Raw genomic sequence first — 21,714 nt, 5'->3', positions numbered from 1 at the left:
GCCGCGCCGCGCGCGCAGCGCGGCGAGCACCGTGTCGATGACGGGAGCGACGCGGCGGGCGGGGGCTTCGAGGTCGTTGCCGGCGGCGCTAAGGCCGGCGAGCAGCGCGGAGCGGGCGGCGCTCGTCCCGCGCGAGCCCTCATCCTGAGGAGCGGTCCGCAGGAGCGCGTCTTGAAGGATGGCCGCCGAGGGTCCTGAGCCTTCTGGAGCCTCCTTCGAGACGGCCGCTGTCGCGGCCTCCTCAGGATGAGGGCTTGCGAGGGAACCATGCGCCTGCCCCGGCTGCAGGCCCAACGCCCGGAACACCGGCGCGGTCTCGACGGGGACGCCGGGATTCACCAGCAGCGCGAAGAGCGGCGGCAGGGCGAGCGGCGGGCCGAGGCGTTCGCCGATGCCGGCGATGATGCGGGCGCGGGAGGCAAGGCAGACGGGCACGTCGGCGCCGGTGCCCGCGGCCGCCCGCAGCAGCGCGGGATCATTGGGAGCAAGCCCGTTCAGCCGGGCGAGCAGGCGCAAAGCGGCGGCCGCATCGGCGGAGCCGCCGCCGATGCCCGACGCCACCGGCAGGCGCTTGACGAGATGGAAGGCGCCGCTGCGCAGCGTGCCGGTTTGCGCCACAAGCGCGCGCGTCGCGCGCAGGACCAGGTTCGTGTCGTCGACCGGGAGCCCCCGCCCGCGCGGACCGTCGATGGTCAGGGACAGCTCAGGGCCGGGCTCCAGCGAGAGCGCGTCGCCCGTGCCGGCGAAGGCGACCAGGCTTTCGAGTTCGTGATAGCCGTCGTCGCGGCGGCCGAGCACGCGCAGGGTCAGGTTGATCTTGGCGCGGGCGCGGGTTGTCAGCGGCGCAGACATGTCAGCGAAGGCGTCTTTCCGGGGCTTCGCAAAGCGAAGAGCCCGGAACCCATATCCACCGGTTGCGCAGAACGATGCAAGCGGCCGGCACAGCCCTTCCCCGCTCCGTCGTGTTCATGGGTTCCGGGCTCGGGCCTTCGGCCCGCCCCGGAATGACGGAAAGCTCATGCCGGACGACGGCTCGATCAGCCGCCGTCCTTCTTCGGTTCGGCCGGGTCCTTCGGCTCGACGGCGTTGGCGGAGGGGCCGTCCTCCAGGCCGCGCTCGATCTTGCGCTTGATCTTGGCGAGGTCCTCGGGCTCGGGATTGAGGTCGCGGGCGTGGTTCCACTGGAACCCGGCCTCCAGACGTCGCCCGACCTTCCAATAGACGTCGCCGAGATGGTCGTTGATGACCGGGTCGGAGGGGCGCAGCTCGACGGCACGCTCGAGCTCGCGCACCGCCTCGGCATAGCGCCCGAGGCGGTAATAGGCCCAGCCGAGCGAATCGATGATGTAGCCGTCACGCGGGCGCAGCTCGACGGCGCGGCGCAACATCTCCAACGCCTCGTCGAGCTTGAGGTGCTGGTCGACGAGCGAATAGCCGAGATAGTTCAGCACCAGCGCGCGCTCACGGCCCAGCGGCTCGGGCAGCAGTTCGAGCGCCTTGCGTAGATCGGCCTCGGCTTCCGGCCAGCGCTTGATGCGCTCGCGGGCAATGCCGCGGAAATAGAACAGGTCCCAGTTGGCGCGGCCGGGCGAAGCGAGCTTGGCGATCGCCTTGTCGTAGGTGGCGGCGGCCTCCTCGAACATCTTGCGCGAGCGGTAGACATTGCCGAGCGCCGAGAGCGCGTCGATGTCGTCGGGCCGCTCGGCGATCAGGGCGGTGAGATGCTTCACCGCCTCCTCGGGCCGGCCGAGATTCTCCAGAGCGAGGCCGGCCTGGATCTCGGCATTGGGCCGCAGCGGCGAGGTCGCCGGCATCTTCTCGTAGACGGCGACGGCGTCTTCCGGCTGGCGGGCGCGCTCGAGGATGTCGCCCAGCGTCAGGATGGCGAGGTCGTGATTGGGATCGAGATAGATGGCGAGGCGCAGATAGAGCAGCGCGGCGGCCTCGTCGCCCTGGCGGTTGCCGGCGCTGGCGAGGCCGTAGAGCACCTCTGCCGCACCCTGCTGGGCATTGCCGACCTGGCGCGGCGGCGTCTGCCGCGCCGCGACCTTGGCGAGGCCGTCACGGACGATCGGGTGATTCGGCAGCAGCCGGTCGAACTCGGAATAGGTCGTGGCGGCGCCGTCGAAATCCCCGTTGCGGGCCTGCATGCGGGCCCAGAGATCGACGAGGCGCAGCGTCGTCTTCTCCGACTCATAGGCGGATTTCAGGCGCTTCTCGGCATCGGCCTTGCGGCCGGCGGCATCGAGGATGAGGCCGGCGTGATAATCCCGGAACAGGTTGTAGGACGCCTCGCCCTTCAGCCGCTCCAAGGTCTCGATGGCGCGGGTGGGCTGGCCCGAGCCGAGCTGCGACCAGGCCGAGAGCAGCGTCGCGGTGATGTCGGCCGCACGGCCGCGGCCGCCCCGCTGCAGGTGGTTGCGGGCGGTCTGGTAGTTCTTCTGCTTCAGCGCGCGGATGCCGATGGCGAGCTGGGCCAGGCCATTGGAAGGATCGCGCTGGATCAGCTTGTCGGCGGCGCGGAAGGCGTCGGGCATCGCGCCGTCGGCCAGGAAGGCGACGAAGGCGCGCTCGAGCAGATCGTTGTTCTGGGGATCGCCCTTGATCGCCTCGCGCAGATAGACGGCGGCGGCGCCGAGATCGCGCCCCGCGCCGGCGACGATCGCCGCGAGATAATTGCCCTCCAGGCTTTCAGCGGTGTCGAGGCGGTCTTGGCTGCGCGCCTCCTGACCGCGCGCCGTCGCCCCCTGGGCGGCCGCGCCCACGGGCAGGGCCAGGAGCAACGCCAAGGCAGCGGCCGTGATCGGGCCACGGCGGTTCATTCCAGATCCCACGACTGCCATTCTCCTTCGGTCTGCCGTCGCGCGCATCTCGCGGCAGACGTGGTCGGTGACGCGCGACCGTGACCGCTTCGCGTAAGCCGTCAAGATGGCCGTTTCCAGGCGGGCGGGCAAGCCTCGCGGGGGTCGAATGGGCCGGCGCCGTAGCCCTTGCGCCACAGTCGGCCAAAACCGCCGCATGACGTAGCGTCGGCCAGCTTTCGTTGTCGATGCGGTAGGGACTCGTCAGCTATCGTCTGTCGTCGTCTTTCCATGACGACGATTCGAACAGGATCTCTCCCATGAAGAAGCTCGTTCTCAGCGTTGCCGCCGTCGCTCTGCTCGCCGGCTTCGCCGCCGGTTGCGCCCAGCCCGAGAAGCCGGCTCCAGCCGTCGTCCGCAAGGGCTGATCGTCTTCTCGCGCAGGCTCCGGCCGGCGCCTGACAAAAGGGGGCGTGCCCGCCGGCACGCCCCCTTTTTGATCTCCGGCTGCGACGACCCGCCGCTTCACATGTTCGCGTAGCCCGGCCCGCCGCCGCCCTCGGGCACCGTCCAAGTGATGTTCTGGGCAGGGTCCTTGATATCGCAGGTCTTGCAGTGGACGCAGTTCTGCGCGTTGATCACGAAGCGCGGCTCGGTCTTGGCCTCGGCATCCTTGTAGACCACCTCGTAGACGCCGGCCGGACAGTAGAGCCGCGCGGGCTCGCCATAGAGCGGCAGGTTCTTCTCGATCGGGATCGACGGGTCGGTCAGCTTGAGATGCGCCGGCTGGTCCTCCTCATGATTGGTCGAGGAGAGGAAGACCGAGGAGAGCTTGTCGAAGGAGATCTTGCCGTCGGGCTTGGGATAGACGATCGGCTTGACCTCGCTCAGCAGCTTGAGCGTCGCATGGTCGGGCTTGCCATGCTTCAGCGTGCCGAAGGGCGACCAGCCGAAGAGCTGGTTCAGCCACATGTCGATGCCGCCCAGCCCGATGCCGAGCAGCGTGCCATATTTGGACCAGAGCGGCTTGACGTTGCGCACCGGCTTGAGGTCGGCGCCGATCGGCCCGTCGCGCCACTCGTTTTCGATCTCCACGACCTCGTCATGGGAGCGGCCTGCGGCCAGCGCCAGCACCAGCTTCTCGGCCGCCAGCATGCCCGAGGTGATGGCGTTGTGGCTGCCCTTGATGCGGGGAACGTTGACGAAGCCGGCCGAGCAGCCGATCAGCGCCCCGCCGGGGAAGGTCAGCTTCGGCACCGACTGCCAACCACCCTCGGTGATCGCGCGCGAACCATAGGACAGGCGTTTGCCGCCCTCGAACAGGTCGCGGATCAGCGGATGGGTCTTGAAGCGTTGGAATTCGTCGAAGGGCGAGAGCGTCGGATTCTCATAATTGAGATGCACGACGAAGCCGACGGAAACCAGGTTGTCGTCGAAATGATAGAGGAAGGAGCCACCGCCGGTGGAGCCGTCGAGCGGCCAGCCGAAGGAGTGCTGGACCCGTCCCTTGACGAATTTCTCCGGCTTGACCTGCCAGATCTCCTTCAGGCCGATGCCGTATTTCTGCGGCTCGCGGCCGGCGTCGAGGCCGTATTTGCGGATCGCGATCTTCGCGAGCGAGCCGCGCACGCCCTCGCCCAGCAGGGTGTAGCGGCCGCGCAGTTCCATGCCGCGGGTGAAGCGTTCCGAGACCGTGCCGTCCTTGGCGATGCCCATATCGCCGGTGGCGACGCCGCCGACGGCGCCGGCCTCGTCGAAGAGCAGTTCAGCGGCGGCGAAGCCCGGATAGATCTCGACGCCCAGCGCCTCGGCGCGGCCCGCGAGATATTTCGTCACCAACCCGAGCGAACCGACGAAATTGCCGTGGTTGTTCATCAGCTTCGGCATGCCGAAATTCGGCAGGCGGACGCCGTTGGGCTCGGTGAGGAAGTAGAAGATGTCGTCGCTGACCTCGGTGGTCAGCGGTCGGGCCTCGTCCTGCCGCCAGTCGGGGAGGAGCGCGTCGAGGCCCGAAGGATCGATCACCGCGCCCGACAGGATATGGGCGCCGACCTCCGCGCCCTTCTCGACGACGACGACGGAGACGTTCTCGTCGAGCTGCTTGAGACGGATCGCGGCGGCGAGGCCGGCCGGGCCCGCGCCGACGATGACGACGTCATAGTCCATGCTCTCGCGCGGTTCCGCCCGTGCCTGTTCGAGATCCATGCTGCCCTCCGAAGGCCTGCGCTCAAGGCCCACGCCCAAGACGCCGCGCCAAGCCTCAAAACCAATTAGTTTACATATAAACTATCTACCCCGCATCGACAAGGCGGACGGGGCGACAGACTGGAAACCCTCTATCCAAGCGTGCGGTTCAATTTGCAACCGCGGCGGCTCGCGAAGTCGCGGCCTCGCGTGCTAGACCGGGCGGATGCTCCCGACCGCCGCGCCCGATCCTGCCGAGCTCGTCGCCTGGTATGCCGAGATGGGCATCACCGAGGCGCTGGACGAACTCACACACGACCATTTCGCCGCGCCGGTCGCCAGCGAGACGCCGCGCCCGCGACCTGTCCTGCCGCCGCGGGGCGGCCAGCCGGCTCCGGTGGCCGTGCGACCCAACGCCGCCGCCGCGACCGCCCCGGACGATGCCGCCCTGAGCGCGCGCAGCCTGGCGCAGGAGGCCGTGACGCTGGAGGCGCTGAAGGAGGCGCTGGCGCGATTCGAGGGCTGCGCGCTGAAGACGACCGCCAAGAACCTGGTCTTCGCCGACGGCAACCCGAACGGGCGCGTCATGATCGTCGGCGAGGCACCGGGCGCGGATGAGGACCGCATCGGCCTGCCCTTCGTCGGCCGCTCGGGACAATTGCTCGACCGGATGCTCGCCGCGATCGGGCTGAACCGGAAAGACGACGTCTACATCGCCAATCTGCTGCCCTGGCGGCCGCCGGGCAACCGGACGCCGACACCGCAGGAGGTCGCGATCTGCCTGCCCTTCATCCAGCGCCAGATCCAGCTCGCCGACCCCGACATCCTGCTCTGCATCGGCGGGCCTTCGGCCCAGGGTCTGCTGGGGCTCTCCGGCATCCTGGCCTCGCGCGGCAAATGGCAGGAGTACGACACGGGAACGCGGCGCATCCCGGCGATGGCGACGCTGCACCCGGCCTATCTGCTGCGCCAGCCGCTGCAGAAGCGGCTGGCCTGGCGCGACATGCGGGCGCTGAAGGCGGCCTTGGACAAAGGGTCCTAGGCTCTGAGGCGGATTCGTCATGCAGCGGCTCGGCGGCGCTCGTAAGCTGCGCTGGAATCGCCGCGCGTCCCATGGTGGAGTGTCGGGAGAATCGGACGGAGTGCCGCCATGGTGATCGACGCCTTCCTGCTCTCGCGCATCCAGTTCGCCTTTACCGTCTCCTTCCACATCGTCTTCCCCGCCTTCACCATCGGCCTTTCGGCCTATATCGCGACGCTGCTCGGGCTGTGGCTCAAGACCGGCGACATCAAGTTCCACACGCTGGCACGGTTCTGGACCAAGATCTTCGCCGTCTCCTTCGCGATGGGCGTGGTCTCCGGCATCGTGCTGTCCTACCAGTTCGGCACGAACTGGAGCCGCTTCTCGGTGGTCGTGGGCAACGTCATCGGCCCGCTGATCGGCTACGAGGTGCTCACCGCCTTCTTCCTCGAGGCCTCCTTCCTCGGCGTGATGCTGTTCGGCTGGAAGCGCGTGCCGCCCTGGCTGCATTTCCTCTCCGCCTGCATCGTCGCGGGCGGCACGGCGCTGTCGGGGTTCTGGATCCTCTCCGCCAACAGCTGGATGCAGTACCCGACCGGCCACGAGATGCGCGACGGCATCGCCTACCCCGTCGACTGGATGCAGATCATCTTCAACCCGACCTTCCCGATGCGCTTCATGCACATGATGACGGCGGCCTATCTGACGACCGCCTTCGTCGTGCTGGCGACGGGCGCGCGCCATCTGCTGGCTGGCCACCGCACCGAAGCGGCACGCACGATGGTGCGGATGGCGATCCTGATGATCGCACTGACGGCGCCGCTGCAGGCAGTGATCGGCCATCGCCACGGCGAGGACACCGCCAAATACCAGCCGGCCAAGCTCGCCGCGATCGAGGCGCATTGGGATTCCTCGAAGCCGGCGCCGCTGGTGCTGTTCGCCTGGCCCGACGAGGAGAAGGGCGTCAACCGCTTCGAGATCGCCATTCCGGGCCTAGCGAGCCTGTTGACGCATGGCAGCATGGACGCCCTTTTCCCGAGCCTGAACGACTTCGCCGTGCAGGATCGGCCGCCGGTCAAGATCCCCTTCTTCGGCTTCCGCATCATGGTCGGCATCGGCGTGTTCATGATCGCCTTCGGCTGGCTCGGCGCCTGGCTGTGGTGGCGGGGCCGCGTCTTCGAGGAGCGGCGCTGGCTCTTCGTCGCGCAGTACACCTGGCCCTTCGGCTTCGTCGCGATCCTGGCCGGCTGGTTCGTCACCGAGGTCGGGCGCCAGCCCTGGATCGCCACCGGCGTGCTGCGCTCCAAGGACGCGATCTCGCCGATCACGACGGGTCAAGTCGCGGTCTCGCTGGCGCTGTTCGTCTGCGTCTACTGCGTCGTGTTCTCGGCCGGCGTGCTTTTGATCAACCGGCTGATCGACAAGGGGCCGGACGCGATCACGCTGCAGGACCCGCCCGAGCAACCCTCGCAGCGGCCGCTCAAGGCGGCTCAGGCGCCGGCTTCGGACCTGTTCGGCGACGGCAACCCCGGCGACGACCGTATCCAGCCCGCGAACTGAGGAGAGAGCCGCATGGAATGGTATCTCCCCGTCATCTGGGCCGGCCTGATCGGCACCGCCGTACTGCTCTATGTCGTGCTCGACGGCTTCGACCTGGGCATCGCGATCCTGTTTCCCACGACGCGCGACGAAGGCGAGCGCGACCAGATGATGAACTCGGTCGCACCCTTCTGGGACGGCAACGAGACCTGGCTGGTGCTGGGCGGCGGCGGGCTCTGGGTCGCCTTTCCCACCGCCTATGCCATCATCATGCCGGCCTTCTACCTGCCGGTGACGCTGATGCTGCTGGCGCTGATCTTCCGCGGCGTCGCCTTCGAGTTCCGCTGGGTCGCCAAGCCCAAGCATAAGGTCTGGGACCTCGCCTTCTGGCTCGGCTCGACGATGGCGGCTTTTTCGCAGGGGCTGATCCTGGGCGGGATGATCCAGGGCATCACCGTGGTCGACCGGCAATTCGCGGGTGGACCCTTCGACTGGTTCACGCCGTTTACGCTGATGTGCGGGGCGGGCGTCGTCGTCGGCTATGCGCTGCTCGGCGCGACCTGGCTGATCTACAAGACGGAGGGGCGCGTGGCGGAGCGCGCCCGTTCGCAGGCAAAGCTCCTGCTGCTGGGGCTTCTGGCCTTCGCGCTCCTCGTCTCGCTGTGGACGCCCTATGCCCATCCGCGCATCGCGGAGCGCTGGTTCACCTGGCGCAACATGGCGCTGCTCTGGCCGTTCCCGGTGCTGACGACGCTGTGCGGCTTCATCGCCTGGCGGCGCCTGCATGGCCGGCACGAGTTCACGCCGTTTGCCCTGACGATCGCGATCTTCGTGCTGTGCTTCCTGGGGCTGGCGATCTCGAACTACCCCTATCTGGTGCCGCCGGACCTGACGATCTGGGACGTCGCGGCGGCGCCCTCCTCGCATGTCTTCGTGCTGATCGGGGTGACGTTCCTGCTGCCAATGATCCTGTTCTACACCGCCTTCGTCTACTGGACCTTCCGCGGCAAGGTGAAGGCCGACAGCGGCTATCATTAGTTCCGGGAACCGCCGGGCGCCCCGGCGGTTCGATGGTGGCTTGAGTCCGGCGCGCTCTGCGTAGAGATTGCCGGCAGGCTTACGGGGACGACGCCATGCAGTGGGAAGACTACCGCCAGTCCGAGAATATCGAGGATCGGCGCGGCAGCGGCGGCGGCGACTTCGCCGGGCTGCCCGGCGGCCGCGGTGGGCTGGGCATCGGCACCATGGTCGTGCTCGGGCTTGTCGGCTGGGCGCTCGGCATCGATCCGCGACTGCTGATCGGCGGGGCAGAACTCATTGGCGGCATCGGCGGGCGCCAGGCCCCGACGCAAGAGTCGCGCCCGGCCTCGGGGCCGCCCAAGGACGAGATGGGGCGCTTCGTCTCGGCCGTGCTGGCGCAGAACGAGGACGTCTGGACCAAGCTTCTGCCGCAGCAGGCCAACCGGCGCTACGAGCCGCCGCGTCTGGTGATCTTCGACCGGGTCTCGAGTTCGGCCTGTGGCACCGCCCAATCGGCGATGGGGCCGTTCTACTGCCCGCCCGACAAGCGCGTCTATCTCGACCTCTCCTTCTTCCAGGAAATGCAGCGCAAGCTCGGCGGCGGCGGCGACTTCGCCTATGCCTATGTCATCGGCCACGAGGTCGGCCACCACATCCAGAACCTGCTGGGAATCCTGCCCAAGGCCAACCAGCTGAAGCAGCGCGCCTCCGAGCGCGAGGCGAACGCCATCTCGGTGCGCGTCGAATTGCAGGCCGACTGCTTCGCCGGGGTCTGGGCGCACAACATCCAGGCGATGGGGCGCATCGACGCGGGCGACATCGAGGAGGCGATGCGCACCGCCGCCGCCATCGGCGACGACATGCTGCAGAAGGCCTCGCGCGGGCAAGTGGTGCCCGATTCCTTCACCCATGGCTCCTCCGCCCAGCGCCAGCGTTGGTTCAGCACGGGGTTCCGGACCGGCTCGATGCAGGCCTGCGACACGTTCAAGCCGGCGCAGGTGTGAGAGCGGGAAGGGTCGCGATGACGATGTCGGGTGGCTGCAAATGCGGGCGGGTTCGCTACGAGCTTCGCGGCGAGCCGATCCGCACCGGGCTCTGCCATTGCGAGGCCTGCCGCAAGGATAGTGGCTCCGCCTTTTCCTTTTTCGGCATCTGGCCGCGCGCGGCGGTGACGCTGTCGGGCGAACTGGGCGGCTGGCGCAGCCGCGCCGGCCTCGACCGCTTCTGCCCGCATTGCGGCTCCTCGCTGTTCTGTTTCGACGAGGGCTCGGACGAGATCGAGATCAAGCTCGGCACGCTCGATGGCGGGCCGAGCCGGTTCGCGCCCGGCTACGAACTCTGGACGATCCGGAGGGAGCACTGGCTGGAGCCGCTCGGCACGGCCGAGCAGCATGAGCACGACCGGCCGAAGCCGGCGGGCTGAGCCCGACCTTCTCAGGCGTTCGCCCCGCCATCGACGGTCAAGGTCGTGCCCGTGATCTGGCGCGCGCCGGGTCCGGCCAGGAAGGCGACGGCGGCGGCGATGTCCTGCGGCTGGCCGAAATGCCCGAGCGCCGAGAGCGCCCGCTGCTGATCGGCCTGCTCGCCCTCGGCCGGGTTCATGTCGGTATCGGTCGATCCCGGCTGGACCAGATTGACCGTGATGCCGCGCGGGCCGACCTCGCGGGCGAGCCCGCGGGTGAACGAGAGCAGCGCCGATTTCGTCATGGAATAGATCGTGACGCCGCCGAAAGGCACCCGCTCGCCCAGGCATGAGCCGATCGAGACGATGCGGCCGCCATCGGGAAGATGAGCGAGCGCGGCCTGCGAGGCGAGCACGACGGAGCGGATGTTGACGGCGAGCAGCGCATCGATGTCCGCCAGACTCGCTTCCGCGACCGGGCCGCCACGGGCGATGCCCGCATTGTTCACGAGGATGTCGAGTCCGCCGAGAGCGCCGACCGCCTCCTCCACCGAGCGCTTCACGGCCGCCGCATCGGCGCTGTCGGCCTGGATCGCGACGCCCCGCCGGCCGAGAGCCTCGACCGAGCGCACGACCTCGGCCGCCCGCTCGGCCAAGCGCTCATAGGTGATGGCGACATCCGCCCCCTTCTCCGCCAGTGCGAGGGCGATCGCCGCCCCGATGCCGCGCGAGCCCCCGGTGACGAGTGCGCGCTTTCCACTGAGTTCAGACATGATCGAGCCTTTCTGTATCGTTCGATACAGAAATAGTTAGGCAGGTTGCGCCCTCCCGTCAAGAGAATTAAGTAGTGAACGATGCAGAAATCGGGTGGACAGGGCGCGAGCGTGGCAGGCGATCGGGCGCAGGAGCGGCGGCGCGGCCGCCCTCGCGCCTTCGACCGAGAGGCGGCGCTCGAGACCGCGACACGGCTGTTCTGGGGCAAGGGCTATGCCGCGACCTCGGTTTCCGACCTCACCGAGGCGATGGGGATCGGCCCGCCCAGCCTCTATGCCGCCTTCGGCTCCAAGGAAGGGCTCTATGCCGAGGCGCTGCGCCATTATGCCGAGCGCTATCAGGGACTGGTCTGGGGCCGGTTCGACGCGGCCGTGACCGCTCGCGAGGCCGTCTCAGCCCTGCTGATGGATTCGGCCGCGGCCCTGACCGGAGCCTGCGGCGCCGGGGGCCCGAAAGGCTGCATGGTCACCTTGTCGGCGGTGGGCAGCGAGGGGCACGCCGATCTCGGCGAGCAGGTGCGGTGTGCCCGCGCCGAAGGGCTGGCGCGGATCGAGGCGCGTCTGACGCGGGCGCTGGCGGCGGGCGAGTTGCCCGCGGACACGGATATCTACGGCCTGGCCCGGCTGGTCGTCGCGGTGCAGAACGGCATGTCGATCCAGGCCCGCGACGGCGCGAGCCAGGAGGATCTCGAGGCGGTCGCTCGCAACGCCCTCCGGGCCTGGCCGGACGACGCACGGGACTGAACCGCGTCGTTGCGCCCGCCCACGCCTCGCTTGCCCCGGCTCGCGAAAACGCTACAGGGAGCGCGATGAGCCCGCCCGCCGCCGCCGATCTCCTCGCCTGGTACGACCGCCATCGCCGCGCTTTGCCCTGGCGCGCGGGGCCGGGCGAGAGGCCCGATCCCTACCGGGTCTGGGCCTCCGAGATCATGTTGCAGCAGACCACCGTTACGGCGGTAAAGCCCTATTTCGAGCGCTTCATGGCGCGGTTTCCCACCGTTCAGGCGCTGGCGGCGGCGCCGTCGGAGGCGGTGATGCAAGCCTGGGCGGGGCTCGGCTATTATTCGCGCGCCCGCAATCTCCACGCCTGCGCCATTGCCGTCGTCGCCCGGCATGGCGGGCACTTTCCCGACAGCGAAGAGGGCCTGCGCGCCCTGCCCGGCATCGGCGCCTATACGGCCGGCGCCGTGGCGGCGATCGCCTTCGACCGGCCGGCCGCGGCGGTGGACGGCAATGTCGAGCGAGTGATGACGAGGCTCTTCGCGATCGAGGAGCTTCTGCCCGGTGCCCGCCCGCTGGTGCGCGAGCGCGTGCTGGCAATGATGCCGCAGGACCGACCCGGCGATTTCGCGCAGGCGCTGATGGATCTCGGCGCGACGATCTGCACGCCGCGCAACCCGGCCTGCGGGCTGTGCCCCTGGCGCGAGCCCTGCCGGGCGCGGGCCGAGGGCACGCAGGCGAGCTTTCCGCGCAAGGCGGCGAAGAAGGCGGGCGCAACGCGGCGGGGCTCGGCCTTCGTGCTGCTGCGCGAGGACGGCGCGCTGCTGCTGCGCACGCGCCCGCCCAAGGGCCTGCTCGGCGGCATGGCCGAGGTGCCGACGAGCGAATGGCGCGCCGATTACGAGCTGGACGGGGCCTGGCAGGACGCGCCGGTGGTGACGCGCTGGGAGAAGCTTTCGCCGCCGGTGCGCCATGTTTTCACGCATTTCCCGCTGGAGCTGACCGTGTTCAAGGGCAGTGCGCCGGTGCGGACACAGGCTCCGGCGGGCATGCGCTTCACCCCCCTCGCCGCACTGGGCGAGGAGCCGCTCTCGGGGGTGATGGTGAAGGTGCTGGAGGTCGCGGGACTGAGCGGCGGGAGGCCGACCGCCGACAATGGGTTTTCACACGACATGCCGGCTTGAGGTGGCCGAACCTACGGCGTCATTCGTTCGGATAGGCGACGCCTTTCTTTTTCTCGCGGGCGTGAAACTGTTGTTCGGCGATGCCGTGCAGGACCTTGGAACTGATCTTCAGCTCGCCTTTGGCCCAGGTCACCGCAGTACCGTCCTGCGTGACCGTCGCCCGGCCGAACACCTTCCGGTCCTGGAGCGACGCAAACTCCGACCCGGCCGCGGCGATCGTTGGCCCCATATCGACGATGATGCGCCCACCGTCGCGTCGGTCGATCAAGAGCGTGGCGGGCGCGCGGGTTCGAACCTTGGCCAACAAGGGGGCATTCAGGAGCTCCGGCTGATTCAAGTCTTGCGGCGGCTGTGCGCGAGATGGGTCATTCATGGCCAAGCTCATCCCTGCTAGCGCCAGACGGAGATAGATGTGAGCCGATGAGCGCCGCATCGATGCCCACCGCTTCTTATGGAACCGGGACCGGCGCGAGCCGGGTGAGCGATGGGGAGAAGTCGCTCGGCGTGCAGGGGGTCCCGGCTGTGGTGAACCACACCGCGGCAGCACGTTGCCAGGGCGTCGCGTATCTGAGCCGCAACTCGTTGCCGGTGGCCATGATTTCCGCGCCGTTGGGATCCGTCGCCACGCAATATGGCGTCGCAGGTGTGGTGGCTTCGCACGCATGCGTGAAGCCGAGATTATGGCCGATCTCGTGAATGGCCGTATTGAACGGCTTGGTCTGGTTGACGTAAGTGCCGACGGGGTCGTCCTTCAGATCGGCATCGTCCAGCAATCGCGATTCGGACCGGAAGGTCCCACCCGTGGCGAGGCCCGTCTTGGCGACCCTGATGATCTGATGCGCCGCCCCCGGCGGCGACAGAATGCATTTCAGCACGCAGTGAAGGTTCACACGACGTTTGCCGCCCGCACCATCTCCGACTTCGAGCTGATGGAGGCTGGCAGGGGTGGACAGCCAAAACTTCTCACTCCATGCCGACTCGATCTTCTTCTTGAATTTCGCCGTCCAGCCATTCCAATCACTGCCCCATTTCTGGGCGGGGAAACTGGTGCCGCTGAAGTCCGAGACAGGTCCGGCGGCCACCGGAATGAGCGCGACTTTCCAGTCGATGACGACCGAAGCATTGTAGTTGGGGCCAATTCCTTTCGTGTCGACGTAATAATTGAACGTCATGCCACGGATAGGCGGCCTGTTCACAGATTTGGCCTTGCCCTTGACTTCGATCTTGAAGCGATCCCAGACGTAATTCGTATTGGTGTCGACGGCCGTTATCTCGGTCGCCCCTTCGTCCATTCCAACGATTTCGTACCAGGCGATTCCGTTGTTGGAACTCTCGACGGCTTCTCGCTTCGTGATGCGCACCCTCGCATTGCTGGCCCGGACATCGATCCAGGACTGGGTATCCTTGAAGCCGACGCGGATGGACGTACCCACCGCGATCGATTGGGTCACTCGTTTGACGGCGGGCGGAGCTGCCTGGTGCGGGTTCCCGACGAACTTCACGAAGTGCGGCATCGCCCTCTCCTGCGAACAATGGCTCAACCGCCGCGATCCGGCGGGCCAGTCCGTCGGGGTCCGCGCCCTGGCGCGAGGCGGTGGGCGGTCGGCACCGGCCAATGCCATGCCCGCACGACGCTGCTCGGCGTTTCTCGAAGGACGGCCCTGTCCAGCCACCCTCGACGCGCCTCTCCACCGCGACTTGCGCGCCCGAGCCCTGTCCTGGCTGAGGTGAGGCTAAGTCAACGCGCGGCGCGTGCCGTCATCCGAACGGATGACAGGTGGCCGGCTCCTGGGAAAACGCAGCGCCTCAGGCCGCGGCCATCTGCGCGCGGATCTCGCCGCGCAGGGTGTCGAGCAGCATCAGGGCGCCATCGCGCTCGACATGCCAGAAGGTCCAGCCATTGCAGCTCGGCAGGCCCTGCGCCAGCGCGCCGATCTTGTGGATCGAGCCGACCGCCGGGTCGAGCAGCAGCGTGCCGTCGGCGCGGATGACGGCCTGGTGGCGGCGCTTCTCGTCGGTGACGGTCTCGCCGGCTCTGACCAGCCCGGCCTCGACCAGGGCGAGGAAAGGCACGCGCGGCTCGCTGCGCTTGGAGGGCGCGGTGGCGAAGGCCTCCGGCGGCAGCGGCGTGATCGCGGCGATGCGCCGGCGGGCGGCCTCGGCATAGGTGCTCTCGCGCTCGATGCCGATGAAGCGGCGGCCGAGCGCCTTGGCGACAGCGCCGGTGGTGCCGGTGCCGAAGAAGGGATCGAGAATCACGTCGCCCGGGTTGCTGGCCGAGAGCATGACGCGGGCGAGCAGAGCCTCGGGCTTCTGCGTCGGGTGGACCTTGGTGCCGCTTCCGTCCTTCAGCCGCTCCTCGCCGGTGCAGAGCGGCAGGTACCAGTCCGAGCGCATCTGCAGGTCGTCATTGCCGCCCTTCAGAGCCTCGTAATGAAAGGTGTATTTTGAGGATTCGCCGCGCGCCGCCCAGATCAGCGTCTCATGAGCGTTGGTGAAGCGCCGGCCACGGAAATTCGGCATCGGGTTGGCCTTGCGCCAGACGATGTCGTTCAGCACCCAGAAGCCGAGATCCTGCAGGATCGAGCCGACGCGGAAGATGTTGTGATAGCTGCCGATGACCCAGAGCGCGCCGTCGGGCTTCAGCACGCGGCGGCATTGCGCCAGCCAGGCGCGGGTGAAGGCATCGTATTCGGCGAAGGAGGAGAACTTGTCCCAGTCGTCGTCGACGGCATCGACGAGGCTGTCGTCGGGCCGGCGCAGATCGCCCCCGAGCTGGAGATTATAGGGCGGATCGGCGAAGACGAGATCGACGCTGGCCGGCGGCAACGATTCGAGCGCGGCCACGCAATCACCCAGCAGGATCTGGTCGAGCGGCAGTTCGACCGGCAGGCTGGCCGGCTTGAGCCGGGCTGCCTTGATCGGTGACTGCAGCGCGGGCCGTCCGGTACGCGAAACCTGAATCCGGACGGCGGCGCTGGTGGTCCCGGTACGCAAAATACCCATGACGCCCCAAGACCGTTACGCAACTTGAACAGTCGCGATATTGGCCAGTCAGGGTAAAAGCCGGGTTTCCGCGCCGAAAAAAATGCGTCTCATTCTGGGGCTGCAGTTTTTGCCCAGGTGCCTGGCGGATATGGGGAATTGCTAAGGGGAGGTTAATGGTGGAGGCTCGCGTTCAGCGGTTCGGGGCTCCCCCCTGCACACTTCCGGTTTCCCTCTAGCCCTCATCCTGAGGAGCGCCGTCAGGCGCGTCTCGAAGGATGCTCCAGGAGTCTCCAGGGCCATCTGGAACATCCTTCGCCGCTTCGCGGCTCCTCAGGATGAGGGCTCGGCAGGCGAGAAGGCTGTCACCGCCGCCAGACGCCCTTCACCGGTGCGAAGGAATAGCGGTGCTCGGGGCACGGGCCGTGGGCCTGAATGGCGGCGCGGTGGCGCGGCGTGCCGTAACCGGCGTGGAGCGAGAAGCCATAGGCCGGATAGCGCGCGCAGAGCCGCGCCATCATCGCGTCGCGGGTGACCTTGGCGACGATCGAGGCGGCGGCGATCGAGGCGATCTGGGCATCGCCGCCGATGACACAATCGCAAGGGCAGCCGAGCTTGGGCGGATCGTTGCCGTCGACCAGCACGCAGGCCGGCTGCAGCGCCAGCGCCGCCACGGCGCGCCGCATCGCCAGCAGGGTCGCCTGGCGGATGTTGATGGCGTCGATCTCGGCGGCGGTGGCGCTGGCGATGCCGATGGCGAGCGCCGAGCCGGCAATGAGCGCGAACAGTTCCTCGCGCCGCGCCGGCGTCAGGTTCTTCGAATCGTCCAGCCCGTCCGGCACCGCCTGCGGATCGAGAATCACCGCCGCCGCCACGACGGGCCCGGCCAGCGGCCCACGCCCGACCTCGTCGACGCCTGCGAGCGGCCAGAGGCCGTCGGCGATGGCCTGCGTCTCGCGGTGGAAATGGGCGGTCATGGGCGGGGCTTATGGCGCAGTGGCGGCGCCCGCAGCAAGGGCCTCGGCTCGGCCGTCGCAGCCTTGAAGACTGTCCCATTATATGGTACATTCTGTCAGACGGAGAATGGCATGATCGTCAGCTTTCGGGATGACTGGCTGCGCGCTTTCTTCGTCGAAGATGCCCACGCGAAACAGATTCCGCCCGATCTCGAGACACGCCTGTTCCGGAAGCTGCAGATGATCGACGATGCCGTGACCGATTCCGACCTGCGCGTGCCACCGAGCAATCATTTCGAGAAGCTGCGCGGGGCGCTGGAGGGCCTGCACAGCATCCGCGTCAACCAGCAGTGGCGACTGATCTTCGCCTGGGACGGCCGTCGCGGCGAAGCCCGCGACCTCTATCTCGACGACCATAGTTATCGGTAGGTAGGGCCATGCTGATGACGAAACGCAAGCCGGCCACGGTCGGCGAGATCCTGGTCGAGGAGTTCATGAAGCCGCTGGGGCTGACGCAGGTCGAGCTCGCGCGGGCAATGGGCGTGCCGCGCAAGCACGTCAACGAACTCTGCCGGGATCGCCGGGGCCTGACGGCCGCGACCGCGCTGATCCTAGCGCGCGTTTTCGGCAACTCCGCCGAGTTCTGGCTCAACGTGCAGCGGCGGACCGATCTCTGGGAGACACTTCACTCGCCCGAGGAGATGGCGCGCATCGAGCGGGCACGGCCGCTGGAAGCCGCGGCCTAACCGCTCCCGCCATGAGCGGCAGTCTCAGAACAAACTGAGTTGCGCCTTCTCCTTCTCCGGCTTGAGAAAGAGGTCGCTGCGCAGGCGTGTGCGCGTGCCGTTGAAGCCCAGTCGCTCGGCCGCCATCTCGAAGCGCCGTCCGATCATCCAGGCATAAGGACCGGAGCCGACCTGACGCTGGCCCCAGGCGGCGTCGTAATCCTTGCCTCCGCGCGTCGAGCGGATCAGCGAGACGACATGGCGCAGCTTGTCGGGGTGATGGGTCAGGAGCCAGTCCTGCACGAGGTCCTTCACCTCCAGCGGCAGGCGCAGCAGCACATAGCCGGCCTCGCGGGCGCCGGCCGCCTTGGCCGCGTCGAGAATGCGCTCGATCTCGTGCTCGTTGATCGCCGGGATGATCGGGGCGACGAGAACGGTGACGGGAATGCCCGCGTCGGACAGCGCCTTCACCGTCTCCAGCCTTTTGGCCGGCGAGGCGGCGCGCGGCTCCATGCCGCGGGCGACCTTGGGATCGAGCGTGGTGATGGAGATCGCGACCTTGGCCAGCCCCTTGGCCGCCATCGGCGCCAGGATGTCGATGTCGCGCTGCACCAGCGCGGACTTGGTGACGATGCCGACCGGGTGGTTGAAGCGCTCCAGCACCTCGAGGATCTGCCGCATGATGCGCAGCTTCTTCTCGATGGGCTGATAGGCGTCGGTGTTGGTGCCGATGGCGATGGTGCGCGGCTGGTAGGAGGGAGCCGAGAGTTCCTTCTCCAGCAGCAGCGCGGCGTCGGGCTTGGCGGTCAGCCTGCTCTCGAAATCGAGCCCCGGCGAGAGGCCGAGATAGGCGTGGCTCGGCCGCGCGAAGCAATAGACGCAGCCATGCTCGCAGCCGCGATACGGGTTGATCGAGCGGTCGAACGAAATATCCGGGGAATCGTTCTTCGTGATGATGGTCCGCGGCTTCTCGACCGCGACCTCGGTCCGGAATGCCGGGAGTTCGCCGAGCGAACCCCAGCCATCATCCTCGCTGACGCGCTGCTCCGCCTCGAAACGCCCGCCGGGATTGATCGTCGCGCCGCGGCCGCGCCGGCGCTCGGGATCGATGCGGTGGCCGGCATAAGCCAGCGGATCGACCGGCGCGACGCGCGCCGAAACCGACATCGGGCCGGCACCGGCCTGTTTCAGCGGCTGGGCCGAAATCGGCCGCGAAGAGGGCCTGCTCTGGAGCATGGCGCTGAACATCCTTTGAAAATCACCGGGAATCGGCGATTTCTGCGTCGTTTAATGTGAACATAAAGGGAACGGATTGCAAGTGACAGGATTGCGACATGCTGCGCTGCGACATAAGGAGGCACATGCTCACCGCGGTGATACGCAGCGCCGGCTCGACCGAGGCCCTCGCGGCCACTTTTTCCGTCCTGATCCCGGCGGTGGCCGACGGATTCCTCGGCCATGCCGTGGTTCTCGACGCTGCAGGCGACGCCACGATCGAGCGGATCGCGGATGCGACGGGGGCGAGCTATCTGCGCGCCGGCGGCACCGAAAGCTGGCCGGCCGGCGCGGCCCAGGCGCGGGGCGACTGGCTCTTCCTGTTGGAAGAGGGCGATCTGCCGCAGGCCCATTGGCCACAGGCGGTCGAGCGCCATCTGCTGATGGCACCGGAACGGCCCGCGCTGATCCCACTCAGGGGTTTCGCGCAGTCGCTGCGCGAGCGCGCCGGCCTCTCCTTCGGGCCGCGCCGGCTGCGAGCGGGCCTCGTCCTTCCCAAGGGCCATGCGCTGGCCGGCCGGCTCGGCGCGGCGCCGCAGCGCCTCAGCGTCGGTCGCGAGCGGACGGCAGGATAGCGCGCGGCTTGCGCCATCGCCCCCATCGCCGCACACTCGCTCATGGCCGTCAAACCTCTCGCCGATCTGATCGATGACCTGCTCGCGCCCGCGCTCGCCGCGCAGGGCTTCGCCGGGCGGGCGGTCGTGGCGCTCTGGCCGGAGATCGTCGGCGAGCGGCTGGCAGCGCGCTCGCGCCCGCTCAAGATCGACTGGCCGCGCCGCCGGCCGGCCCCGGGTGAGGCGTCCGAACCCGCCACCCTGGTGGTGCGGGTCGAAGGGGCGTTCGCGCTCGACATGCAACAGCTCGCGCCGATCGTGATCGAACGCGTCAACACCCATCTCGGCTGGCGGGCGGTCGGCAAGCTCGTGCTGAAGCAGGGGCCGGTGGACGCTCCGGTCGCGGCCGCCGCACCCCGCCCGCCCGACCCCTCTCTGCTGGCCCGGATGGAACGCGAGGTCGCGGGGGTGGAGGGCGAAGCGCTGCGGGCCTGCCTCGCGCGACTCGGGGCCCATGTCGCGGAGCGCGCGGCGCGGCAGCGTCCCGACACAGCTTCGTGAGGGATGGGCAAGCACGCGGTGACGATCTTGCCACAATCCTGCGCGCCTCTATAGGACCGGCAACCGGGCTTCGTCCCTCGACACGCGCATTTTCAGGAACCAAGACGATGACGAACAGGCGACAGCTTCTGACGGGCACAGTCGGGCTCGCGGCCGCCGCGATGCTGGGCGCGCCCGCGGCGCAGGCCCAGGCCGACCTCACCACGCCCGGCCCGCTCGGCGATGTCTGGGTCGGCTCGCCGGACGCCAAGGTGACCATCATCGAATACGCCTCGCTGACCTGCGGCCATTGCGCGACCTTCCACAAGGACACCTGGCCGGCGCTGAAGGCGAAGTACATCGACACCGGCAAGGTGCGCTTCACGCTGCGCGAATTCCCGCTCGATCCGCTGGCGACGGCGGGCTTCATGCTGGCGCGCTGCAACGGCAACGACAAGTACACGGCGATGACGGACCTGCTCTTCGCCCAGCAGAAGGTCTGGGCCTTCACCGACAAGCCGGTCGATGCGCTGTCTGCGATGGTGAAGCAGGCCGGTTTCACACAGGATTCGTTCGAGGCCTGCTTGAAAAGGCAGGATATCTATGACGCGGTCACGGTCGTGAAGGATCGTGGGGCCAAGGCCGGTGTCGACTCCACGCCGACCTTCTTCATCAACGGGCAGAAGCGTTCAGGTGCGCTCTCGATCGCCGAATTCGACAAGATCCTGGAGCCGCTCCTGGCGGGTTGAGGGCGGCTGGCCTCCAATCATCCGTGTGGTCATCCCGGACAAGCGGCGCAGCCGCGCCGATCCGGGATCCATGCCTGAACCGTTCCGGAATGGATCCCGGGTCGATCTTCGATCGCCCGGGATGACGTCGGAGGGTGACACAAACCGGGCGCGCCGATGCAGCTGACGCGCCTCAGGCTCACCGGCTTCAAGACCTTCGTCGAGCCGACGGAGTTCCTGATCGAGCCTGGCCTGACCGGCGTCGTCGGCCCCAATGGCTGCGGCAAGTCCAATCTCGTCGAAGCCCTGCGCTGGGTGATGGGCGAAAGCTCGTTCAAGAACATGCGCGGCTCGGGGATGGACGACGTCATCTTCGCCGGCTCGAACGAGCGCCCCGGCCGGAACATGGCCGAAGTCGCGCTGACGCTGGACAACAGCGACCGCAAGGCCCCCTCCGCCTTCAACGAGACCGATGTGCTCGAGGTCACCCGCCGGATCGAGCGCGAGGAGGGCTCGACCTATCGCGTCAACGGCAAGGAGGTGCGCGCGCGCGACGTGCAGCTGCTCTTCGCCGACGCCGCGACGGGCGCCCGCTCGCCCGCCCTGGTGCGGCAGGGCCAGATTTCCGAGATCATCTCCGCCAAGCCGCAGTCGCGCCGGCGCATCCTCGAGGACGCGGCCGGCATCGCGGGTCTCCACAGCCGCCGCCACGAGGCGGAGCTGCGGCTGCGCGGCGCCGAGGAGAACCTGACCCGTCTGGAGGACGTGCTCGGCGAGATCGACGGGCAGATCGACTCGCTGCAGCGACAGGCGCGGCAGGCCTCGCGCTATCGCAGCCTCGCCGCCGACATCCGCCGGGCCGAAGCGACGCTGGCGCTGATCGCGCATCATCTTGCGCGCGGCCAGGAAGCGGAGGCCGAGCGGGCGCTGGAGGCGGCGGTACGCCTCGTCGCCGAGCGCACCGGCCTGCAGGCGGAAGCCGCCAGACACCAGGCCGTGGCGGCGCATGGGCTGCCGGGGCTGCGCGAGGGCGAGGCGGCGGCCGCGGCCGCGCTGGTGCGGCTGAAGCGCGGGCTCGACGAGTTGGAAGCGGAGAACCGGCGAACCCGGCAGCGGGCGGAGGAACTCGACCGGCGCCTGGCCGAACTCCAGGGCGATCTCGGCCGGCAGGAGAGCGTGGCGCGCGACGCCGCCGAGAGCCTGGCGCGGCTGGCGCAGGAGGATGCGGCGCTGGCCCGCGAGGGCGAGGGTTCGGCCGGCGGCGCGGACGCCGCCGCGGCCTTGCTGGCACAGGCCGAGGCCGCCCT

Annotated in this window: 22 protein-coding genes; 13 read left to right on the top strand and 9 right to left on the bottom strand. The window is 68.4% G+C overall.

Annotated elements, in window-relative coordinates:
• From Q8M82_RS21065 to Q8M82_RS21055, 3 genes are all read right to left on the bottom strand, one after another.
• A partial coding sequence (locus tag Q8M82_RS21065) for a 4-(cytidine 5'-diphospho)-2-C-methyl-D-erythritol kinase (protein ID WP_305693255.1) occupies window positions 1–852 on the bottom strand: 852 nt, incomplete at its 3' end.
• A 185-nt stretch (window positions 853–1,037) separates the two neighbouring features.
• Complete coding sequence (locus tag Q8M82_RS21060) at window positions 1,038–2,822, bottom strand: tetratricopeptide repeat protein (RefSeq protein WP_305693254.1); 1,785 nt, start codon at window positions 2,820–2,822, stop codon at window positions 1,038–1,040.
• Window positions 2,823–3,326: 504 nt separating this feature from the next.
• Entirely contained in the window at window positions 3,327–5,006 is a 1,680-nt protein-coding gene (locus Q8M82_RS21055; protein ID WP_305693253.1) for an electron transfer flavoprotein-ubiquinone oxidoreductase, read from the bottom strand.
• Between the two features lie 205 nt (window positions 5,007–5,211).
• Here Q8M82_RS21055 and Q8M82_RS21050 point away from each other — a divergent pair, with 205 nt between their 5' ends.
• The 5 genes from Q8M82_RS21050 (at window position 5,212) to Q8M82_RS21030 (ending at window position 9,988) form a co-directional block, all read left to right on the top strand.
• Window positions 5,212–6,027 (top strand): uracil-DNA glycosylase, encoded by an 816-nt coding sequence (locus Q8M82_RS21050; protein WP_305693252.1) that lies wholly within the window; start codon window positions 5,212–5,214, stop codon window positions 6,025–6,027.
• A 108-nt stretch (window positions 6,028–6,135) separates the two neighbouring features.
• A complete protein-coding gene (locus Q8M82_RS21045) occupies window positions 6,136–7,566 on the top strand; it encodes a cytochrome ubiquinol oxidase subunit I (RefSeq protein ID WP_305693251.1) in 1,431 nt (476 codons plus the stop codon).
• Between the two features lie 12 nt (window positions 7,567–7,578).
• Window positions 7,579–8,583: a cytochrome d ubiquinol oxidase subunit II gene (cydB, locus tag Q8M82_RS21040; RefSeq protein WP_305693250.1), complete on the top strand. Its 1,005-nt coding sequence runs from the start codon at window positions 7,579–7,581 to the stop codon at window positions 8,581–8,583.
• Window positions 8,584–8,678: 95 nt separating this feature from the next.
• On the top strand, window positions 8,679–9,569 hold the full coding sequence (ypfJ, locus tag Q8M82_RS21035) for a KPN_02809 family neutral zinc metallopeptidase (RefSeq protein WP_305693249.1): 891 nt from the start codon (window positions 8,679–8,681) through the stop codon (window positions 9,567–9,569).
• A 17-nt stretch (window positions 9,570–9,586) separates the two neighbouring features.
• On the top strand, window positions 9,587–9,988 hold the full coding sequence (locus Q8M82_RS21030; protein WP_305693248.1) for a GFA family protein: 402 nt from the start codon (window positions 9,587–9,589) through the stop codon (window positions 9,986–9,988).
• 11 nt (window positions 9,989–9,999) lie between these two features.
• On the opposite strand, the gene Q8M82_RS21025 is transcribed toward Q8M82_RS21030, so the two are convergent.
• On the bottom strand, window positions 10,000–10,740 hold the full coding sequence (locus Q8M82_RS21025; protein WP_305693247.1) for an SDR family oxidoreductase: 741 nt from the start codon (window positions 10,738–10,740) through the stop codon (window positions 10,000–10,002).
• 81 nt (window positions 10,741–10,821) lie between these two features.
• Here Q8M82_RS21025 and Q8M82_RS21020 point away from each other — a divergent pair, with 81 nt between their 5' ends.
• Both Q8M82_RS21020 and mutY read left to right on the top strand, forming a co-directional pair.
• Window positions 10,822–11,484, top strand: a complete 663-nt coding sequence (locus Q8M82_RS21020) for a TetR/AcrR family transcriptional regulator (RefSeq protein ID WP_305693246.1) — start codon at window positions 10,822–10,824, stop codon at window positions 11,482–11,484.
• A 65-nt stretch (window positions 11,485–11,549) separates the two neighbouring features.
• Window positions 11,550–12,644: an A/G-specific adenine glycosylase gene (gene mutY, locus Q8M82_RS21015; RefSeq protein WP_305693245.1), complete on the top strand. Its 1,095-nt coding sequence runs from the start codon at window positions 11,550–11,552 to the stop codon at window positions 12,642–12,644.
• A gap of 19 nt (window positions 12,645–12,663) precedes the next feature.
• Here the strand turns inward: mutY and Q8M82_RS21010 are convergent, their stop codons facing one another.
• From Q8M82_RS21010 to Q8M82_RS20995, 4 genes are all read right to left on the bottom strand, one after another.
• The gene (locus tag Q8M82_RS21010; protein WP_305693244.1) at window positions 12,664–13,017 is read right to left on the bottom strand and encodes a DUF2442 domain-containing protein; all 354 of its coding nucleotides are present in this window, start codon (window positions 13,015–13,017) and stop codon (window positions 12,664–12,666) included.
• Window positions 13,018–13,093: 76 nt separating this feature from the next.
• Window positions 13,094–14,158 carry a M12 family metallo-peptidase gene (locus Q8M82_RS21005; RefSeq protein WP_305693243.1) on the bottom strand — a complete coding sequence of 355 codons (1,065 nt, stop codon included), beginning with the start codon at window positions 14,156–14,158 and terminating at the stop codon, window positions 13,094–13,096.
• Window positions 14,159–14,450: 292 nt separating this feature from the next.
• A complete protein-coding gene (locus Q8M82_RS21000) occupies window positions 14,451–15,650 on the bottom strand; it encodes a site-specific DNA-methyltransferase (RefSeq protein ID WP_305693242.1) in 1,200 nt (399 codons plus the stop codon).
• 344 nt (window positions 15,651–15,994) lie between these two features.
• The gene (locus Q8M82_RS20995; RefSeq protein WP_305693241.1) at window positions 15,995–16,606 is read right to left on the bottom strand and encodes a ribonuclease HII; all 612 of its coding nucleotides are present in this window, start codon (window positions 16,604–16,606) and stop codon (window positions 15,995–15,997) included.
• A 111-nt stretch (window positions 16,607–16,717) separates the two neighbouring features.
• Between Q8M82_RS20995 and Q8M82_RS20990 the strand changes: the two genes are divergently transcribed.
• Together Q8M82_RS20990 and Q8M82_RS20985 are read left to right on the top strand one after the other, a co-directional pair.
• Window positions 16,718–17,014 carry a type II toxin-antitoxin system RelE/ParE family toxin gene (locus Q8M82_RS20990; protein WP_305693240.1) on the top strand — a complete coding sequence of 99 codons (297 nt, stop codon included), beginning with the start codon at window positions 16,718–16,720 and terminating at the stop codon, window positions 17,012–17,014.
• Between the two features lie 8 nt (window positions 17,015–17,022).
• On the top strand, window positions 17,023–17,331 hold the full coding sequence (locus Q8M82_RS20985) for a HigA family addiction module antitoxin (protein ID WP_305693239.1): 309 nt from the start codon (window positions 17,023–17,025) through the stop codon (window positions 17,329–17,331).
• A 24-nt stretch (window positions 17,332–17,355) separates the two neighbouring features.
• On the opposite strand, the gene Q8M82_RS20980 is transcribed toward Q8M82_RS20985, so the two are convergent.
• On the bottom strand, window positions 17,356–18,477 hold the full coding sequence (locus Q8M82_RS20980) for a PA0069 family radical SAM protein (protein WP_305693257.1): 1,122 nt from the start codon (window positions 18,475–18,477) through the stop codon (window positions 17,356–17,358).
• Window positions 18,478–18,644: 167 nt separating this feature from the next.
• On the opposite strand from Q8M82_RS20980, the gene Q8M82_RS20975 reads away from it, so the two are divergent.
• The 4 genes from Q8M82_RS20975 to Q8M82_RS20960 form a co-directional block, all read left to right on the top strand.
• Window positions 18,645–19,160: a hypothetical protein gene (locus Q8M82_RS20975; protein ID WP_305693238.1), complete on the top strand. Its 516-nt coding sequence runs from the start codon at window positions 18,645–18,647 to the stop codon at window positions 19,158–19,160.
• 42 nt (window positions 19,161–19,202) lie between these two features.
• Window positions 19,203–19,700, top strand: coding sequence for a DUF721 domain-containing protein (locus Q8M82_RS20970; protein WP_305693237.1), 498 nt, complete (start codon window positions 19,203–19,205; stop codon window positions 19,698–19,700).
• 107 nt (window positions 19,701–19,807) lie between these two features.
• Complete coding sequence (locus tag Q8M82_RS20965; protein WP_371126429.1) at window positions 19,808–20,428, top strand: DsbA family protein; 621 nt, start codon at window positions 19,808–19,810, stop codon at window positions 20,426–20,428.
• 156 nt (window positions 20,429–20,584) lie between these two features.
• The coding region (locus Q8M82_RS20960; RefSeq protein WP_305693236.1) for an AAA family ATPase at window positions 20,585–21,714 on the top strand (1,130 nt) is incomplete at its 3' end.

It is taken from the genome of Allobosea sp. (assembly GCF_030694325.1).
GTDB lineage: Bacteria > Pseudomonadota > Alphaproteobacteria > Rhizobiales > Beijerinckiaceae > Allobosea.
The sequence above is the reverse complement of the archived record's forward strand: the minus strand, read 5'-3'. Positions and strand labels throughout refer to the sequence as shown.

Excerpts from the sequence above, each read along its gene's own strand:
- Q8M82_RS21010 (WP_305693244.1), bottom strand. The coding sequence starts at position 13,017 with ATGAATGACCCATCTCGCGCACAGCCGCCGCAAGACTTGAATCAGCCG.
- Q8M82_RS20965 (WP_371126429.1), top strand. The coding sequence starts at position 19,808 with ATGACGAACAGGCGACAGCTTCTGACGGGCACAGTCGGGCTCGCGGCC.
- Q8M82_RS21005 (WP_305693243.1), bottom strand. The coding sequence starts at position 14,158 with ATGCCGCACTTCGTGAAGTTCGTCGGGAACCCGCACCAGGCAGCTCCG.
- Q8M82_RS20970 (WP_305693237.1), top strand. The coding sequence starts at position 19,203 with ATGGCCGTCAAACCTCTCGCCGATCTGATCGATGACCTGCTCGCGCCC.
- Q8M82_RS21050 (WP_305693252.1), top strand. The coding sequence starts at position 5,212 with ATGCTCCCGACCGCCGCGCCCGATCCTGCCGAGCTCGTCGCCTGGTAT.
- Q8M82_RS21025 (WP_305693247.1), bottom strand. The coding sequence starts at position 10,740 with ATGTCTGAACTCAGTGGAAAGCGCGCACTCGTCACCGGGGGCTCGCGC.
- Q8M82_RS21060 (WP_305693254.1), bottom strand. The coding sequence starts at position 2,822 with ATGAACCGCCGTGGCCCGATCACGGCCGCTGCCTTGGCGTTGCTCCTG.
- Q8M82_RS21045 (WP_305693251.1), top strand. The coding sequence starts at position 6,136 with ATGGTGATCGACGCCTTCCTGCTCTCGCGCATCCAGTTCGCCTTTACC.
- mutY (WP_305693245.1), top strand. The coding sequence starts at position 11,550 with ATGAGCCCGCCCGCCGCCGCCGATCTCCTCGCCTGGTACGACCGCCAT.
- Q8M82_RS20990 (WP_305693240.1), top strand. The coding sequence starts at position 16,718 with ATGATCGTCAGCTTTCGGGATGACTGGCTGCGCGCTTTCTTCGTCGAA.
- Q8M82_RS21000 (WP_305693242.1), bottom strand. The coding sequence starts at position 15,650 with ATGGGTATTTTGCGTACCGGGACCACCAGCGCCGCCGTCCGGATTCAG.
- Q8M82_RS21020 (WP_305693246.1), top strand. The coding sequence starts at position 10,822 with ATGCAGAAATCGGGTGGACAGGGCGCGAGCGTGGCAGGCGATCGGGCG.
- Q8M82_RS20985 (WP_305693239.1), top strand. The coding sequence starts at position 17,023 with ATGCTGATGACGAAACGCAAGCCGGCCACGGTCGGCGAGATCCTGGTC.
- Q8M82_RS20975 (WP_305693238.1), top strand. The coding sequence starts at position 18,645 with ATGCTGCGCTGCGACATAAGGAGGCACATGCTCACCGCGGTGATACGC.
- Q8M82_RS21055 (WP_305693253.1), bottom strand. The coding sequence starts at position 5,006 with ATGGATCTCGAACAGGCACGGGCGGAACCGCGCGAGAGCATGGACTAT.
- Q8M82_RS20980 (WP_305693257.1), bottom strand. The coding sequence starts at position 18,477 with ATGTCGGTTTCGGCGCGCGTCGCGCCGGTCGATCCGCTGGCTTATGCC.
- Q8M82_RS21030 (WP_305693248.1), top strand. The coding sequence starts at position 9,587 with ATGACGATGTCGGGTGGCTGCAAATGCGGGCGGGTTCGCTACGAGCTT.
- Q8M82_RS20995 (WP_305693241.1), bottom strand. The coding sequence starts at position 16,606 with ATGACCGCCCATTTCCACCGCGAGACGCAGGCCATCGCCGACGGCCTC.
- ypfJ (WP_305693249.1), top strand. The coding sequence starts at position 8,679 with ATGCAGTGGGAAGACTACCGCCAGTCCGAGAATATCGAGGATCGGCGC.
- cydB (WP_305693250.1), top strand. The coding sequence starts at position 7,579 with ATGGAATGGTATCTCCCCGTCATCTGGGCCGGCCTGATCGGCACCGCC.